Source organism: Pseudomonas sp. 91RF (genome assembly GCF_003576265.1).
Taxonomy (GTDB): Bacteria; Pseudomonadota; Gammaproteobacteria; order Pseudomonadales; family Pseudomonadaceae; genus Aquipseudomonas; species Aquipseudomonas kribbensis.
On sequence record NZ_QWFC01000023.1, the window covers coordinates 152,811 to 169,905 of the forward strand.

Consider the following 17,095-nt stretch of genomic DNA (forward strand, 5'->3'; position numbering starts at 1 on the left):
GTTATTGAACAGCCATTCAATTTTAGGCATGGCAATTGCTCTGTCATAACAAAGCCCGTCTCACGCAAGAGAACGATGGCAATAACAAGAGCCTCCGCCTGAGGCCATCACCCGCTTTGTGTGAGGAGATACCGCGATGACGTCGTTCAACTCCGGGGCTCAACCCCAGAACCGTGCGCCTCAATCCATCGGCTTTCTGCTGCTGGACAATTTCACGCTGATTTCCCTGGCTTCTGCAGTCGAACCGCTGCGCATGGCCAACCAGTTGTCCGGTCGCGAGCTGTATCGCTGGACCACCCTCACCGTCGACGGTGGCCAGGTCTGGGCCAGTGACGGTCTGCAGATCACCCCCGACGCCTCCATGCACAAAGCCCCGGCCCTCGACACCATCATCGTGTGCGGCGGGATCGGCATTCAACGCACCGTTACCCGTGAACACGTCTCGTGGCTGCAAAGCCAGGCGCGCCAGTCCCGTCGCCTCGGCGCCGTGTGCACCGGCAGTTGGGCCCTGGCCTGCGCCGGCCTGCTCGACGGCTTCGATTGCAGTGTGCACTGGGAATGTCTGGCGGCCATGCAGGAAGCTTTCCCGCGCGTTGCGATGAGCACCCGTCTGTTCACCCTCGACCGCAACCGTTTCACCAGCTCCGGCGGCACCGCGCCGCTGGACATGATGCTGCACCTGATCAGCCGCGATCACGGCCGTGAACTGTCCGCCGCGATCTCCGAGATGTTCGTCTACGAGCGCATCCGCAACGAGCAGGATCACCAGCGTGTGCCGCTCAAGCATATGCTCGGCACCAACCAGCCGAAACTGCAGGAAATCGTCGCGCTGATGGAAGCCAACCTGGAAGAGCCGATCGACCTCGACGAACTGGCGGTGTACGTCGCCGTGTCCCGTCGCCAGCTCGAGCGCCTGTTCCAGAAATACCTGCACTGCTCGCCGTCGCGCTACTACCTCAAGCTGCGTTTGATCCGTGCCCGGCAACTGCTCAAGCAGACGCCGATGTCGATCATCGAAGTGGCGTCGGTCTGCGGGTTTGTGTCGACGCCGCACTTCTCCAAGTGCTACCGCGAATACTTCGGCATTCCGCCGCGTGACGAACGCGTCGGCTCCAACACCACCCAGCAGGTGGCGATGCTGCCGCTGCCGCAGGCCATCGTGATGTCGCCGCTGTCCGGGCCGATGTCGGCGCTGAGCCAGGCGCGCAACGAGTCGACCTTCGCCAGCGTGCGTCTCTAAAACGAAAGATCGCAGCCTGCGACAGCGCCTTCAGGAAAGGCACTATCGCAGGCTGCGATCTTTTTTTTCGGTCAGATATCAGGCGCGGGTCTGCTGGTACTGCGCCAGGGCCGGCAGCAACTGCTTGTCGATGGCTTCACGCACGATCGGCTGGATGCTCGCGCTGCTGGTGTACATCTGCTTGACCATGGTGCGCAGCGTGTTGGCCCGCACATCGTCCAGACCGCGCACGGCGCACTCGCAGGCCTGCTGGGCTGTCGAGCCCGACGGTACTTCGAATCCCAGCGACTTGAGTTGGCCCAACAGGTCTTCCTGATCGATCAAATCGGCATACATCATGACGCGAATCCTTCTTTGGCAACGGAGGTCGTGACTCGATTCTGGTAGGCCTGTACAGGCACGGCAAGGGCGATTTGTCGCAGTGGCCGCGACGACTATGAACAGGTCGTTTTCGGCTAACTCGCCGGCCAGGGGAGTGGGCACACTGGCCTCAGCTCGCTTCACGAAGGTTTGGTCACCCTCGGCATGGCAGCTCCTCAACAGTACCCTCGCCCCGATCCTGTCACGGCTTGTATCGGGGCTTTTTTTGCCTGTGTGTCAGGTAAATCTAGGTGCATTCATCGCCAGCAGGCTGGCTCCCACATTGAAATGCGCTCTTTGTGGGAGCCAGCCTGCTGGCGATGAACGATGACGCGGTCTAGCGCTGCAACACCAGAATCCGCGACAGCAACTCATCCCGGTCGATGTAGCAGCCCTGAAAATGCCGGGCGCCGGTGGACGGGTCGAACGCATTGCGCGCATGCAGGGTGCGGCGGTTGTCGAAGCACCACAACTCGCCCGGATTGAGCCGTTGCATCACCCGGAAACGTGGCTCGCGGGTCATGGCGATGAAGCGTCGATACGCGCGATACAGCAGGGGCATTTGCTCCACGGACGTGTCGAATGCGCCGCGCAGAAAGTTGGCCATGCGGATTTCTGCAACCCGGCCCAATGCATCGAGGGCGATGATCGGCGCGAGGCAGCGGTAGTCGCTGTGGCGGTCCTTGTTGCGAAACTCCACCGGGATCTCGCACAGGGCCTTGAATGATGCGGGATCTTCCTGACGCAACGCTTCGGCAATCGCAAAGCCGTCGACAAAAATGCTCTCGCCACCCTCGGCGTCGTTCACCAGGCAATGCAGAAATTGCAGCCCCGGTTGCAGCTCGCGGGTCGGCAGGTCGGTGTGCAATGGCAGGTTGAATGCGGTGTAGGCATTGCTGTCGGCGTCGGCCTTGGATTGCACATTGAACAGCACGCCGAAATTGCTCTCGCGGATGAACGAAATGCGCTGGGCGATCAGCTTCAGCGAGCCGGGTTCGGTGGGCACGCCGCGGACCTGAGTCAGGCCGATGTCGCGTACCGCCAGCAGCCATTGCAGCAGTGCCGCGTTGTCGTTCATCAGCGCCGCGTAGTCGAAAACCGGCAACTGCAGATCGCTGCGCCACAGAAACGGTTTTGGCTTGGTGGCGAGGCGTTCAGCGCGGGATTCATCGTCATAGGCGTGGGCCCGCAACCAGCCTGCATCGAAGCGACTCAGGTGGCCGTCCTGCCAGTCGATGCCCAGGCAGCCATCGGTGTCGATGTGGGCGACGGAGGGCGACAGATCCGGCGCCGCATCGACGATCTCGAACACCTGCTCGCGGGTAACGCTGTAGACGCACTTCGGACAAGGGCAGTTGTCCCGCAACCATACGTGGTGGAATGGGCTGACGCGCCCGTCGGCCCATTCGATCAGGACACGATCCGCCAGGTTCTGCACGCCGTTCAGCGCGCTGATCAACGGATAAGTACGGAAATCGGCAACTGCGGAGGCGGTTTGCATGGCGGCTCCTTGCGATGATGGATTTACCGGGCTGGTGGCAGGGCGATGACCCGGCCGATATAAGCGGGAGCGGGCAGGTCGGCCTGCTCGGCGACGATGGCTTGCAGACGGCCCAGGGTGTCCGGGGTAAACGGCGCGGAGCGCGGCCCGGCGAGGTCGACGTGCAGCAGCATCTGTTCGTTGCCGGCCAGTTCCTTGTCACCGCCGGCCAGGTGCAGGCTGTGATAGAGGTGCAGGCGTTTCTGGTCGTGACCGATGATCTGCGTGCGCACTTCGACCTCGGCATCGAGCTTCACTTCGTGCAGGTAGTTGAGGTGCAGTTCGAGGGTGAACAGCGAGTGACCGCTGGCTTCGCGATTGTTGCTGTCCATGCCGAGGCGGTCCATCAGGGCGTCGGTGGCGTAGCTGAAGATCAGCAGATAGAAGGCATCGCGCAGGTGCCCGTTGTAGTCGACCCAGTCGGGGATGATGCGGGTCTGGTAGGTGGTGAGGGTGGGCATGGTGGCTAATCCAGAGCAATGGGTGATTGGGCTATCGTCATCGCGAGCAGGCTCGCTCCCACAGGTGGCTGCATTCCAAATGTGGGAGCGAGCCTGCTCGCGATGGGGCCAGTCCTGCTGGCCGGTTACTCGCTGAAACTCATCCCGTGCTTTTCTTTGGTGGTCTTCACCGCCTCAAGCACCGCCAGCAAACAATCATCACGATAGCGCTCCAGCGCCGAAATACTGTGTCGCCCCAGTTGATCGCTGGTGCCATCCACCACATCGTCGATCAACTTGTCCGTCAGTTCCGGTGCCGGCAGATACGTCCATGGCAACTGCAACGCCGGGCCGAACTGCGACATGAAGTGACGCATGCCGGCATCGCCACCAGCCAGGGTATAAGTCAGGAACGTACCCATGAACGACCAGCGCAGACCGGCGCCAAAGCGGATCGCATCGTCGATTTCACCGGTGGTCGCCACACCGTCGTTGACCAGGTGCAGCGCCTCGCGCCACAGCGCTTCGAGCAGGCGGTCGGCGATGAAGCCCGGCACTTCCTTGCGTACATGCAGCGGACGCATGCCGAGGGATTCGTAGACTTTCATCGCGGCCTGCACGGCCTCCGGTGCGGTGTTCTTGCCACCGACCACTTCCACCAGCGGCAACAGGTAAACCGGGTTGAACGGGTGACCGACCACGCAACGTTCCGGGCGGGTCGAGCTCTCGTAGAACTCGCTCGGCAACAGGCCCGAGGTGCTGGAGCCGATCAGGGCATTGGGCTTGGCTGCTGCACTGATCTTGCTGTGCAGCTCCAGTTTCAGTTCGAGGCGTTCCGGGGCGCTTTCCTGGATGAAATCCGCATCGCGCACGCACTCTTCGATGGTCGCCACAAAACGCAAACGATCCTGCGAAGCACCCGGTGCCAGGCCGTTTTTCTCCAGCGCGCCCCAGGCATTGGCCACGCGTTTGCGCAGGGCCGCTTCGGCACCCGGCGCCGGGTCCCAGGCCACCACGTCGAGGCCGTGGGCGAGGGCGCGGGCGACCCAGCCGCTGCCGATGACGCCGCTGCCCAGTGCTGCGAAGGTTTTGATTTCGGTGATAAAGCTCATGGTCACTTCCTGGAATGAGGCAAAAAAACGGTGGGCGCCAATGGCCCGCCCACCGGGGGAAAGGGTGTTTTCAGCCGCGCTGGGTCAGGCCCATTTTCTTGCGACCTTCCGCCGGGGTCAGCACCCGGGCGCCGAGGCGGCTGAGGATCTCGGTGGCGCGTTCGACCAGCTGGCCGTTGGTTGCCAGCACGCCTTTGTCCAGCCACAGGTTGTCTTCCAGACCAACCCGCACGTTGCCGCCGAGCAACACCGCTTGCGCGGCCATCGGCATCTGCATCCGGCCGATGCCGAACCCGGCCCACACCGCGTCGGCGGGCAGGTTGTCGACCATGGCTTTCATGGTGGTGGTGTCGGCCGGCGCGCCCCACGGGATGCCCAGGCACAGCTGGAACAGCGGGTTGTCGAGCAGGCCTTCCTTGATCATCTGTTTGGCGAACCACAGGTGACCGGTGTCGAAAATCTCCAGCTCCGCCTTCACGCCCAGTTCGGTGATGCGCTTGGCGCCGGCGCGTAGTTGCGCAGGAGTGGAGACGTAAATGGTGTCGCCGTCGCCGAAGTTCAGAGTGCCGCAATCCAGCGTGCAGATTTCCGGCAGCAGTTCTTCGACGTGGGCCAGACGGGTCAGCGGGCCGACCAGATCGGTGTTCGGGCCGAACTCCATCGGGTTCTCGCCCGGGCCGATTTCCAGGTCGCCACCCATGCCGGCGGTGAGGTTGACGATGATGTCGACGTCGGCTTCGCGGATGCGCTCCATGACTTCGCGGTACAGCGCCACGTCACGGCTGAACTTGCCGGTCTGCGGGTCACGGACGTGGCAGTGCACGACCGTGGCGCCGGCCTTGGCCGCTTCGACGGCGGCTGCGGCGATCTGCTTTGGAGTGACCGGCACGTGAGGGCTCTTGGCGGTCGTGTCGCCAGCACCGGTGAGTGCGCAGGTGATGATGACGTCGTGGTTCATGGTGCGTTTTCCTTCAGGCGTGATGGGTCTGTCCGCAGCCCTGGGCGGGCTGCGAAGTGGTTCGTTCATTGCGGTTTATTTGCTGGTGAGCTGGAGGTTTTCAGCCGCCGGTTTGCCATCGAAGGTGGTGACGCCTTCGAGCCAGCGCTGTTTGTCCTGCGGGTGATCCTTGAGCCATTGCTTGGCCGACTCGAAAGCGTCCTTGTGATCGAGCAGCGGCTGCATCATCCGGCTCTCGTCTTCGGCGGTGAACGTCAGGTTGCTCAGCAGGCGACCGACGTTCGGGCATTGTTCGGCGTATTTCGGTGCGGTGACGGTCCACACGGTGGCCATGCCTTCGTTCGGGCCGAGGGCGTCGTCGCTGCCGGTCAGATAGGTCATCTGCACGTTGACGTTCATCGGGTGCGGCGCCCAGCCGAAGAACACCACGGCTTCCTTGCGGCGCACGGCGCGGTCAACGGCGGCGAGCATGCCAGCCTCGCTGGATTCCACGAGCTGGAACTTGCCGAGGCCGAACTGGTTCTTGGCGATCATCGCCTTGATCTGGGTGTTGGCGCCCGAGCCCGGCTCGATGCCGTAGATCTTGCCGCCCAGTTCTTTCTCGAACCTGGCGATGTCGGCGAAGGTTTTCAGGCCCTTGTCGGCCAGATAGGTCGGCACGGCGAGGGTGGCGCGGGCATCTTTCAGGCTCGGCGCCGGAAGAACCTTGACCTGGTTGGCGTCGACGAACGGGGTGATGGTCTGGGTCATCAGCGGGTTCCAGTAGCCGAGGAACAGATCCAGACGCTGGTCGCGGATGCCGGCGAAGATGATTTGCTGGGAGGCGCTGGTCTGTTTGGTGCTGTAGCCGAGGCCGTCGAGCAGAACCTGAGTCATGGCGCTGGTGGCGATCACGTCGGTCCAGTTCACCACGCCCATGCGCACGTTCTGGCACGAGGCAGGTTCGGCCGCCATGACACTGGCGCTTAAAAACGCGGTACCGCTGAGTGCGAGAACACAGTTGCTGATCAGTCGTTTCATGTCGGGTTCCTCGGCAGGTCGTTATTGTGGGACCCGGCGTCTGATGCGCCGGTGATGCTCAAATTACGCAGCAATGCCCCCGTAAAAACGCACTGCGGCGACCAGCTCTTGCACTGCAGCGACCTGTGCTCTTGAATGCCGCCGACAACTGGCGTATCAACGTTGCACGCTACCCGCTGACCGAGTGCGCACCATGTCCCAGGATTTCTACTTTCTGTTGATGCCGGGTTTTTCCGCCATCGGTTTCATCTCTGCGATCGAACCGCTGCGGGTGGCCAACCGCTTTCGTGGCGAGCTGTACCGCTGGCACGTGTTGAGCGCCGATGGCGGGGCGGTGCTGGCGAGCAACGGGATGTCGGTCAACGCCGACGCGGCGCTGGAGCCGCTGAAGAAAGGGGCGACGTTGCTGGTGGTCGCCGGCTTCGAGCCGCTGAAATTCGCCACGCCGGCACTGGAGCACTGGCTGCGCCGGCTGGACAACGAAGGCGTGACTCTCGGCGCCATCGACACCGGCAGCTTCGTCCTCGCCGAGGCGGGCCTGCTCGATGGCCATCGACTGACCCTGCACTGGGAAGCCATCGACGCCTTCAAGGAATCGTATCCACAGCTCAGCGTCACCCAGGAACTGTTCGAGATCGACCGCCGGCGCATCACGTCCGCCGGTGGCACCGCATCCATCGACCTGATGCTCGACCTGATCGCCCAGGCCCACGGCCCGCAATTGGCGATCCAGGTCAGCGAGCAGTTTGTATTGGGCAGGATTCGCCCGCGCAAGGACCACCAGCGCATGGAAGTTGCCACGCGTTACGGCATCAGCAACAAGAAACTGGTGCATGTGATCGGCGAGATGGAGCAACACAGCGAACCGCCGCTGACCACCCTGGAACTGGCGGAATCGATCAAGGTGACGCGGCGGCAACTGGAGCGGTTGTTCCGGCTGCACCTGAACGACACGCCGAGCAACTTCTATCTGCGCTTGAGACTGGAAAAGGCCCGGCAGCTGTTGCGCCAGACCGACATGAGCGTGCTGGAAGTCAGCATCGCCTGCGGGTTTGAATCACCGTCGTATTTCACCCGCAGTTACCGGGCGAAGTTTGCCCGGTGTCCACGGGAAGATCGGCGTACTGCTCAGGCCTGAGTTACTTCTTCATCAACGCCGAGCAGGCCGCTTTGTAAGCCTCATGCTGATACTTGTTCAGCGTGCCCGGCAGCTCGAAATTGTGCTTCTTGGCCTGGGCATTGATCGTCTGCGGCGACAGCAGGGTCACCTCGCAACCGTCCAGCAACTGAAACACGCCCTCGATCTTGAACGTGGTCGGCCCGCCGGCAAATTCGCCCTTCTTGCTGCGCTTCTTGATCGCGATGCGATCAATGGCGTTTTCCCGCACAAACGACGCTACCTGCGCAGCGAACACTTTGACGTTGGCCGCGTCGTCGTCATCGTCCAGGGCGATTTTCTTGGTGTTCAGAGCAACATGGCTCAGCGCCAAGCCATCGAGGGACGCCACGGCGATGATCGCTTCACTGCCTTTGATTTCGATACCGCAAATGTTCATGTGAATCCCTTGATTGGCTGGAGAGGTGCAGCTTACAGCTCTAGCCTTCACTCCTGACCTATCGACTCCAAAAACTCCGACCGCTCGTCACTCATCCGCGCCACGCAATCATTCTGCGCAATCTTGAACGCCTTGCTGCCGTCCGTCGCCGGGAAGGCTTCGACGGCGCAGTCGGCGTCGCGGGTTTTCAGCCATTGTTGCTGGGCGGTCTTGAGTCTGGCGGTGATGTCGGCCAGTTGCGCCGGGTTCTTGCCGTAGGTCGCCTGCATGCGTTCGTTCAGGCTTTTGTAGTTGTCCTTGAGCAGGTCTTCGGCGGTGGTGCGGCTGTAGGTCGAGCATTCCAGGGTCTGGACGTCGTTTTCCACCGCGTCGCACGGGTTGTTGTCGGACTCTTCGGCGGCGTGTACGCCGGTCGCAATCAGTGCCAAAGCCAGGAAGATCGATTTCATTGATGTCGCCGCTCTAATCCAGTGGTGTTTCCAAGATGCGCCAGATTCTGGCTCAAGCTCGCGGGCTTGAACAGGTGGCTGGTCGGACCGGTTGGCGACGCTTTGTCGCGGATTGACGCTTTCGGCAATTCCCCTGTCGTTTTTGCACCCGGCTGGTCGTGCACCGAGGCATATGCTGGCCCCAAAGCGCCGGCAGACGATTCGGCGCATGAATCGCCAATAAGGGGACGCCTGATGAGCCCAGCCGAATTACACGCCGACAGCATCGTTATCGACGGTCTGATCATTGCCAAATGGAACCGCGAGCTGTTCGAAGACATGCGCAAGGGCGGTCTGACGGCGGCCAATTGCACCGTGTCGGTGTGGGAGGGCTTTCAGGCCACGGTCAACAACATCGCCGCCAGCCAGAAACTGATCCGCGAAAACAGCGACCTGGTGATCCCCGTCCGCACCACCGCCGACATCCGCAAGGCCAAGGAGCAGGGCAAGACCGGCATCCTCTTCGGCTTCCAGAACGCCCATGCGTTCGAAGACCAGATCGGCTATGTCGAGGTGTTCAAGCAGCTCGGCGTCGGCATCGTGCAGATGTGCTACAACACCCAGAACCTGGTGGGTACCGGTTGCTACGAACGTGACGGCGGCCTGTCGGGCTTCGGTCGCGAAATCGTCGCCGAGATGAACCGTGTCGGCGTCATGTGCGACCTGTCCCACGTCGGCTCCAAGACCTCCGAGGAAGTCATCCTCGAATCGAAAAAACCGGTCTGTTATTCCCACTGTCTGCCGTCGGGGCTGAAAGAGCACCCGCGCAACAAGTCCGATGAAGAGCTCAAGTTTATTGCTGACCACGGCGGTTTCGTCGGCGTGACCATGTTCGCGCCCTTCCTGGCCAAGGGCATCGACTCGACCATCGACGACTACGCCGAAGCCATCGAATACACCATGAACATCGTCGGCGAAGACGCCATCGGCATCGGCACCGACTTCACCCAGGGGCACGGTCAGGACTTCTTCGAATACCTGACCCACGACAAGGGCTACGCCCGCCGTCTGACCAACTTCGGCAAGATCATCAACCCTCTGGGCATCCGCACCGTCGGCGAGTTCCCGAACCTGACCGAAACCCTGCTCAAGCGCGGCCACTCCGAACGTGTGGTGCGCAAGATCATGGGCGAGAACTGGGTGAACGTCTTGAAAGACGTCTGGGGCGAATAAGCCGCCGCTTCCCGAATACTTTCCCCCGGCCGTCCGCGCCGGGGGCAACACCAAAATTTCTCTGGAGTTAAGTTTCCATGGCCAAGATCGCCCCGCAATTGCCAATCGAAGTCGACAGCGAGACCGGTGTCTGGACCTCCGACGCCCTGCCGATGCTGTACGTGCCGCGGCATTTCTTCGTCAACAACCACATGGGCATCGAAGAAGTCCTGGGCGCCGAAGCCTACGCCGAAATCCTCTACAAGGCCGGCTACAAATCCGCCTGGCACTGGTGTGAAAAAGAAGCGGAGTGCCACGGCCTGGAAGGCGTCGCGGTGTTCGAACACTACATGAAGCGTCTGTCGCAGCGCGGCTGGGGCCTGTTCAAGATCCAGGACATCGACCTCGACAAAGGCACCTGCAGCGTCAAGCTCGAACACTCGGCGTTCGTCTACGTCTACGGCAAGGTCGGGCGCAAGGTCGACTACATGTTCACCGGCTGGTTTGCCGGGGCGATGGATCAGATCCTCGCCGCGCGCGGCAGCAAGATCCGCACCGTGGCCGAGCAGGTCTACGGTGGCTCCGAAGAAGGCCACGACGACGGCCTGTTCACCGTCAAGCCGTTGTAAGTCGAGGAACCCGCCATGGCTTTCGAAGCAATGTTTCAGCCAATTCAAATTGGCAAACTGACCATCCGCAACCGCGTGCTCAGCACCGCGCACGCCGAGGTCTACGCGACCGACGGCGGCATGACCACCGAGCGGTACGTCAAATACTACGAAGAGAAAGCCAAGGGCGGCATCGGCCTGGCGATCTGTGGCGGTTCGTCCGTGGTGGCGATCGACAGCCCGCAGCAATGGTGGAGTTCGGTGAACCTGTCCACCGACCGGATCATCCCGCACTTCCAGAACCTCGCCGACGCCATGCACAAGCACGGCGCCAAGATCATGATCCAGATTACCCACATGGGCCGTCGCTCCCGTTGGGACGGTTTCCACTGGCCGACCCTGATGTCGCCGTCGGGCATCCGCGAACCGGTGCACCGCGCTACCTGCAAGACCATCGAGCCGGAAGAAATCTGGCGGGTGATCGGCAACTACGCGCAAGCGGCTCGCCGCGCCAAGGCCGGTGGTCTGGACGGCGTCGAACTGTCGGCCGTGCACCAGCACATGATCGACCAGTTCTGGAGCCCTCGCGTCAACAAGCGTACCGACGAATGGGGCGGCACTTTCGAGGGCCGGATGAAGTTCGGTCTGGAAGTGTTGAAAGCCGTACGTGCCGAAGTCGGTGACGACTTCTGCGTCGGCATGCGCATCTGCGGTGACGAGTTCCACCCGGATGGCTTGTCCCACGAGGACATGAAGCAGATCGCCAAGTATTACGACGACACCGGCATGCTCGATTTCATCGGTGTCGTCGGCTCGGGTTGCGACACCCACAACACCCTGGCCAACGTGATTCCGAACATGAGTTACCCGCCGGAGCCGTTCCTGCACCTGGCGGCCGGGATCAAGGAAGTGGTCAAGGTTCCGGTGCTGCACGCGCAGAACATCAAGGACCCGAACCAGGCCACGCGGATTCTGGAGGGCGGTTACGTCGACATGGTCGGCATGACCCGCGCCCACATCGCCGATCCGCACCTGATCGCCAAGATCAAGATGGGCCAGGTCGACCAGATCAAACAGTGCGTCGGCGCCAACTACTGCATCGACCGTCAGTATCAGGGTCTGGACGTGCTGTGCATCCAGAACGCCGCGACCTCCCGTGAATACATGGGCGTGCCGCACATCATCGAGAAATCCACCGGGCCGAAACGCAAGGTGGTGATCGTCGGTGCCGGCCCGGCGGGGATGGAAGCTGCCCGTGTGGCAGCCGAACGTGGCCATGACGTGACCCTGTTCGAGAAGAAAGAATTCATCGGCGGGCAGATCACCACGGCCTCGAAAGCGCCGCAGCGTGACCAGATTGCCGGCATCACCCGCTGGTTCCAGCTGGAGCTGGCGCGGCTGAAAGTCGACCTGCGTCTGGGCACGGCGGCGGACGCCGACACCATCATGGACCTGCGTCCGGACATCGTGGTGCTGGCCGTTGGCGGGCACCCGTACCTGGAACAGAACGAACACTGGGGCGCCGCCGAAGGGCTGGTGGTCAGCAGCTGGGACGTGCTCGACGGCAAGGTCGCGCCGGGCAAGAACGTGCTGGTCTACGACACCATTTGCGAGTTCACCGGGATGTCGGTGGCCGACTTCCTCGCCGACAAGGGCAGCCAGGTCGAGATCGTCACCGACGACATCAAGCCGGGCGTGGCCATTGGCGGTACGTCGTTCCCGACCTACTACCGCAGCATGTACCCGAAAGAAGTGATCATGACCGGCGACATGATGCTGGAGAAGGTCTACCGCGAAGGCGACAAACTCGTCGCCGTGCTGGAGAACGAATACACCGGCGCCAAAGAAGAGCGGGTGGTGGATCAGGTGGTCGTCGAGAACGGCGTGCGCCCGGACGAAGAAATCTACTACGCGCTCAAGGACGGCTCGCGCAACAAGGGCCAGATCGATGTCGAGGCGCTGTTCGCGATCCAGCCGCAACCTTCGTTGAGCAGCAATGGCGACGGTTACCTGCTGTTCCGCATCGGTGACTGCGTGGCACAGCGTAATACCCACGCTGCGATCTATGACGCCCTGCGTCTCTGCAAGGATTTCTAAACGCTTGTGGATAATCCTGTGGGAGCGAGCCTGCTCGCGATGAACGATAACGCGGTTGCCTGAGGCACCGCGGCGCCTGAATCGCGAGCAGGCTCGCTCCCACGGGTATCGGGCAAGGCCTCTAGCTAGTTTGGCCTGCAAGACCCTGCGGTCTTTGGGAGCAACACCTATGTTGAACACCCTTCTTCCAATCCTGTTGTTCGCAGCCCTGGCCCTCGCGGTGCTGGGGGCGTTGCGGCGGGTGGCCATGTGGCGTCGGGGCCGGGCCTCGAAGGTCGATCTGATCGGCGGCCTGTTCGCCATGCCCAAGCGTTATATGGTCGATCTGCACCACGTGGTGGCGCGGGACAAATACATCGCCAACACCCACGTGGCCACGGCGGGCGGCGCGGTGGCGTCGATCGTGCTGGCGATTCTGGTGCACGGTTTCGGCCTGCATAACCGCATCCTCGGCTACGCGTTGCTGCTGATGACGGCGGTGATGTTCGTCGGGGCGATCTTCGTTTATCGGCGTCGGCTCAACCCGCCGTCGCGGCTGTCGAAAGGCCCGTGGATGCGCCTGCCGAAAAGCCTGCTGGCGTTCTCGGCGTCGTTCTTCCTGGTGACCTTGCCGGTGGCGGGGATCCCGCCGGAGAACTTTGGCGGCTGGGTGCTGGCAGCGATTCTAGGTGTCGGTGTGTTGTGGGGCGTGTCGGAGCTGTTCTTCGGCATGACCTGGGGCGGTCCGATGAAACACGCCTTCGCCGGTGCGTTGCACCTGGCCTGGCACCGTCGCGCTGAGCGTTTTGGTGGTGGCCGTTCCACCGGTTTGAAACCGCTGGATCTGAATGATCCGACCGCGCCGCTGGGCGTGGAAAAACCGAAGGATTTCACCTGGAACCAGTTGCTCGGTTTCGACGCCTGTGTGCAGTGCGGCAAGTGCGAAGCGGCGTGCCCGGCGTTCGCCGCCGGCCAGCCGCTGAACCCGAAAAAGCTGATTCAGGACATGGTCGTCGGTCTTGCCGGCGGCACCGATGCCCAGTTCGCCGGCAGCCCTTATCCGGGTAAGGCTGTGGGTGAACACTCGGGCAATCCGCATCAACCGATCGTCAACGGTCTGGTGGATGCCGAAACCCTGTGGTCGTGCACCACTTGCCGCGCCTGCGTCGAGGAGTGCCCGATGATGATCGAGCATGTCGATGCCATCGTCGATATGCGCCGGCACCTGACCCTGGAAAAAGGCGCGACCCCGAACAAGGGCGCCGAAGTCCTGGAAAATCTGATCGCCACCGACAACCCTGGCGGTTTCGCTCCGGGCGGGCGGATGAACTGGGCGGCGGACCTGAACCTCAATCTGCTCAGCGAGAAGAAATCCACCGACGTGCTGTTCTGGGTCGGTGACGGCGCTTTCGACATGCGCAACCAGCGCACCCTCCGCGCTTTCGTCAAAGTTCTGAAAGCGGCCAAGGTCGACTTCGCGGTGCTCGGGCTGGAAGAGCGTGACAGCGGCGATGTGGCCCGACGTCTCGGCGACGAAGCGACCTTCCAGTTGCTCGCCAAGCGCAATATCCAGACCCTGGCCAAATACAGCTTCAACCGTATCGTCACCTGCGATCCGCACAGTTTCCATGTGCTGAAAAACGAGTACGGCGCCTTCGACGGCAACTACCTCGTGCAGCACCACAGCACTTATCTGGCGGAAATCATCCAGGCCGGCGCGCTGAATCTCGGTCAGCACAAAGGCAACAGCGTGACCTACCACGATCCGTGCTACCTCGGTCGCTACAACGGCGAGTACGAGGCGCCGCGCGAAGTGCTGCGTGCCCTCGGTATCGAGATCAAGGAGATGCAACGTTCCGGCTTCCGTTCGCGCTGCTGCGGCGGCGGTGGCGGGGCGCCGATCACCGATATTCCGGGCAAGCAGCGGATTCCCGACATGCGCATGGAAGACATCCGCGAGACTGGCGCCGAACTGGTGGCGGTGGGTTGTCCACAGTGCACGGCGATGCTCGAAGGCGTGGTCGAACCGCGTCCGCTGATCAAGGACATCGCCGAACTGGTGGCCGACGCGCTGCTTGAAGACGCTGCGCCGAACAAGCCTGCCACCCCGGCCAAACGTGAACCTGCGGAGGCCCACTGATGAGCGACATTACCCGCCGCGACCCCCGCGCCGAATGGATCGCACGCAACCGCCTGCATCCGCTGCACGCGGCCATGCAACCGGCGCAACACAGCTGGATGGGCCCCAACGGGATCATCCGCAAGAACCTGCACGGCATCGGCTTCATCGGGCCGAACGGCATCAAACGCATCGACCGCAGCGGCGCCCAACAGGGCGGGGCGGTCAAACGTTCGGCAGCGGTCGAAGTGCAATTGCCGCTGCATCAGGTGCCGACCCCGGCGTTCTACATCAGCGTGGTGCCGGACATGGTCGGCGGCCGTTTGAGCAGCCACGACCGCGACCTGCTCGGCCTGGCTCATCAACTGGCCGGCAGCGACGGCGCGGTGCTGGCGGTGGTGTTCGGCGAGCACAAGGAAAACGCTTTCGCCACGGCGGGCGTTGACCGCTTGCTGGTGCTGGAAGGCGAGGAATTCAGCGGTTATGCACCGGAGCAACGCATCCAGGGTCTGCGGGCTGTGGATAACCAGTTCAACCCGCGTCACTGGCTGCTGCCGGACAGCCGCAGCGGTGGCGGCGAACTCGGTCGGCGCTTTGCCGCCGCACTGGGCGAGCGCCCGGCCACGCGGGTGTGGCAGGTCAAGGATCAGGAGTGTATTGGCCGCGCCGGTGCCGGGTTGCAGGATCTTGCCCGTCCGGTAGCACGGCTGATTCTGGCGTCCGCCGAATGCGCCGAACCGGTCAGCGAAACCCGTCACGAAGCGCTGCCGGTTGAGTTATCCACACCCGTGGCGCGCAGCCTGTCGCGAATCGAAGATCTGGGCGCCGTGGCGGTGGACCCGGCGGCGATTCCGATGGCCGAAGCCGAGTTCATCTTCTCCGGCGGCAACGGGGTCAAGGACTGGGAGCTTTTCCACAGGACCGCCGCCGCATTGGGCGCCACCGAAGGCGCCTCGCGGGTGGCCGTGGACGACGGCTTCATGACCCGCGACCGCCAGGTCGGCGCGTCCGGCACCTGGGTCACCGCACGGGTTTACGTGGCCGTGGGGATTTCCGGGGCGATCCAGCACCTGCAGGGCATCGGTGCCTGCGACAAGGTGGTGGCGATCAACCTCGACCCGGGCTGCGACATGATCAAGCGTGCCGACCTGTCGGTGATCGGCGAAAGCGCGGAAATTCTCCAGGCCTTGATCGCGGCGGTAGAGGCTTACCGCAACGAAGCCAAGCGCGATGCGGCTTAAGGAACGGTTATGAGCACAAAGATCATCAGTCTGGTTTCAATCGGCGCCCACCCGACCTCGGGCCGCCCGCGTCGTGCCGAACAGGATGCACGGGCGGTGGAGCTTGGTCTGCAACTGGCTGGGGATAACCTGCAAGTGCTGCATGCAGGGGACATTGGCGAACCTGCGCTGCGCGCCTATCTGGGCATGGGGCTGGAGCAGATGCATGTGCTGGAACAACCGGCCGGTGCGGATGCGTTGCCGGCGTTGACCGACTATTTGCGTGATGCCGGCGCTCAGGTCGTGTTGACCGGCAGCCAGGCGGAAACCGGTGAAGGGTCGGGGATGCTGCCGTTCCTGCTGGCCGAAGGGCTGGGCTGGCCATTGGTCGTCGGTTTGGCCCAGGTCGAGTCGATCAGTGACGGCTCGGCGCTGGTGCTGCAAGCGTTGCCTCGTGGTCAGCGCCGCCGGCTGAAGGTGCGCCTGCCGTTCCTGGCGACTGTGGATAACGCGGCGCCCAAGCCTCGGCAAAGCGCTTACGGCCCGGCGCGGCGTGGCGTTCTTCAGGCTAAAGACGTGGAAGTGGTGGATGACGAATTGCTCGCGGTGGCGACCCTGCAACCGGCCAAACCCCGGCCGAAACGGTTGAAGGTGATCAAGGCCAAGAGTGGGGCGGACCGGATGAAGGCGGCTACGGCGAAGGCCAGTGGGGGTGGGGGGCAGGTGCTCAAGGGCGTGACGGCGCAGGCTGGTGCTGAAGCTATTCTCAAGCTGCTGATTGAAGAAGGTGTTGTCCGCTGAAAACCTTTGCTGACCCTCTCCCTTCGGAGAGGGCGGTTTACCCACAATCCCTGTTGGCGGATCTGTGGATAACGTGTTCACCCATCCCTGAGCCCCACGCCAATCAAGCCATCCAGCCCTCAGATCAAAAAACGATCAGCCTAACTTGCGGTTTTTTCGGGCTTTTTCCCCAGGATAGCTCCCCGACTTGCCCCCAATCTCTGTTGGCGCTTCTGTGGATAAGATGTTCGCTATCCTCCAAGAGCCATATAAACCGTGGCTTGTAAAGATTTGATCAAAAAACGATCAATTCAGCCTTTTAACCCCACCAACCCGACGCAAACCCCGATTTATCAACGCTTCCAACGCTTTTCCACAGCACCCGCGAAGTTACCCCCGAACTCTGTTGGCGCTTCTGTGGATAAG

Annotated in this window: 16 protein-coding genes; 8 read left to right on the forward strand and 8 right to left on the reverse strand. The window is 62.4% G+C overall.

Annotation, left to right across the window (positions count from 1 at the left end):
* Positions 1-136 precede the first annotated feature (136 nt).
* Positions 137-1,240: a GlxA family transcriptional regulator gene (locus tag DXT77_RS10565; protein ID WP_065260190.1), complete on the forward strand. Its 1,104-nt coding sequence runs from the start codon at positions 137-139 to the stop codon at positions 1,238-1,240.
* A gap of 78 nt (positions 1,241-1,318) precedes the next feature.
* Here the strand turns inward: DXT77_RS10565 and DXT77_RS10570 are convergent, their stop codons facing one another.
* From DXT77_RS10570 to DXT77_RS10595, 6 genes are all read right to left on the reverse strand, one after another.
* Positions 1,319-1,579, reverse strand: a complete 261-nt coding sequence (locus tag DXT77_RS10570) for a hypothetical protein (RefSeq protein WP_085688602.1) — start codon at positions 1,577-1,579, stop codon at positions 1,319-1,321.
* A 358-nt stretch (positions 1,580-1,937) separates the two neighbouring features.
* Positions 1,938-3,101 (reverse strand): gamma-butyrobetaine dioxygenase, encoded by a 1,164-nt coding sequence (locus DXT77_RS10575; RefSeq protein WP_119427586.1) that lies wholly within the window; start codon positions 3,099-3,101, stop codon positions 1,938-1,940.
* 23 nt (positions 3,102-3,124) lie between these two features.
* On the reverse strand, positions 3,125-3,601 hold the full coding sequence (locus DXT77_RS10580; RefSeq protein WP_064380221.1) for a thioesterase family protein: 477 nt from the start codon (positions 3,599-3,601) through the stop codon (positions 3,125-3,127).
* Positions 3,602-3,726: 125 nt separating this feature from the next.
* Positions 3,727-4,692, reverse strand: coding sequence for an L-carnitine dehydrogenase (locus DXT77_RS10585; RefSeq protein WP_119427587.1), 966 nt, complete (start codon positions 4,690-4,692; stop codon positions 3,727-3,729).
* Positions 4,693-4,762: 70 nt separating this feature from the next.
* Positions 4,763-5,650, reverse strand: a complete 888-nt coding sequence (locus tag DXT77_RS10590) for a 3-keto-5-aminohexanoate cleavage protein (RefSeq protein ID WP_064380223.1) — start codon at positions 5,648-5,650, stop codon at positions 4,763-4,765.
* Between the two features lie 75 nt (positions 5,651-5,725).
* Positions 5,726-6,670, reverse strand: coding sequence for a choline ABC transporter substrate-binding protein (locus DXT77_RS10595; protein WP_119427588.1), 945 nt, complete (start codon positions 6,668-6,670; stop codon positions 5,726-5,728).
* Between the two features lie 193 nt (positions 6,671-6,863).
* On the opposite strand from DXT77_RS10595, the gene DXT77_RS10600 reads away from it, so the two are divergent.
* On the forward strand, positions 6,864-7,808 hold the full coding sequence (locus tag DXT77_RS10600) for a GlxA family transcriptional regulator (protein ID WP_085688589.1): 945 nt from the start codon (positions 6,864-6,866) through the stop codon (positions 7,806-7,808).
* Between the two features lies 1 nt (position 7,809).
* Here DXT77_RS10600 and DXT77_RS10605 read toward each other — a convergent pair whose 3' ends face one another.
* Together DXT77_RS10605 and DXT77_RS10610 are read right to left on the reverse strand one after the other, a co-directional pair.
* Positions 7,810-8,226 carry a DUF3010 family protein gene (locus tag DXT77_RS10605; RefSeq protein WP_119427589.1) on the reverse strand — a complete coding sequence of 139 codons (417 nt, stop codon included), beginning with the start codon at positions 8,224-8,226 and terminating at the stop codon, positions 7,810-7,812.
* 47 nt (positions 8,227-8,273) lie between these two features.
* Positions 8,274-8,675: a lysozyme inhibitor LprI family protein gene (locus DXT77_RS10610; RefSeq protein ID WP_119427669.1), complete on the reverse strand. Its 402-nt coding sequence runs from the start codon at positions 8,673-8,675 to the stop codon at positions 8,274-8,276.
* A 234-nt stretch (positions 8,676-8,909) separates the two neighbouring features.
* On the opposite strand from DXT77_RS10610, the gene DXT77_RS10615 reads away from it, so the two are divergent.
* The 6 genes from DXT77_RS10615 (at position 8,910) to DXT77_RS10640 (ending at position 16,690) form a co-directional block, all read left to right on the forward strand.
* Positions 8,910-9,887, forward strand: a complete 978-nt coding sequence (locus DXT77_RS10615) for a dipeptidase (RefSeq protein WP_007959776.1) — start codon at positions 8,910-8,912, stop codon at positions 9,885-9,887.
* Positions 9,888-9,964: 77 nt separating this feature from the next.
* On the forward strand, positions 9,965-10,495 hold the full coding sequence (locus tag DXT77_RS10620) for a DUF5943 domain-containing protein (protein WP_119427590.1): 531 nt from the start codon (positions 9,965-9,967) through the stop codon (positions 10,493-10,495).
* 15 nt (positions 10,496-10,510) lie between these two features.
* Entirely contained in the window at positions 10,511-12,571 is a 2,061-nt protein-coding gene (dgcA, locus tag DXT77_RS10625; protein ID WP_085688582.1) for a dimethylglycine demethylation protein DgcA, read from the forward strand.
* Between the two features lie 169 nt (positions 12,572-12,740).
* A complete protein-coding gene (gene dgcB, locus DXT77_RS10630; RefSeq protein ID WP_119427591.1) occupies positions 12,741-14,690 on the forward strand; it encodes a dimethylglycine demethylation protein DgcB in 1,950 nt (649 codons plus the stop codon).
* Positions 14,690-15,910, forward strand: coding sequence for an electron transfer flavoprotein subunit alpha/FixB family protein (locus DXT77_RS10635; protein ID WP_119427592.1), 1,221 nt, complete (start codon positions 14,690-14,692; stop codon positions 15,908-15,910). The genes dgcB and DXT77_RS10635 overlap by 1 nt, the downstream gene beginning before the upstream one ends.
* A 9-nt stretch (positions 15,911-15,919) precedes the next feature.
* A complete protein-coding gene (locus tag DXT77_RS10640; protein ID WP_119427593.1) occupies positions 15,920-16,690 on the forward strand; it encodes an electron transfer flavoprotein subunit beta in 771 nt (256 codons plus the stop codon).
* Positions 16,691-17,095: the final 405 nt, after the last annotated feature.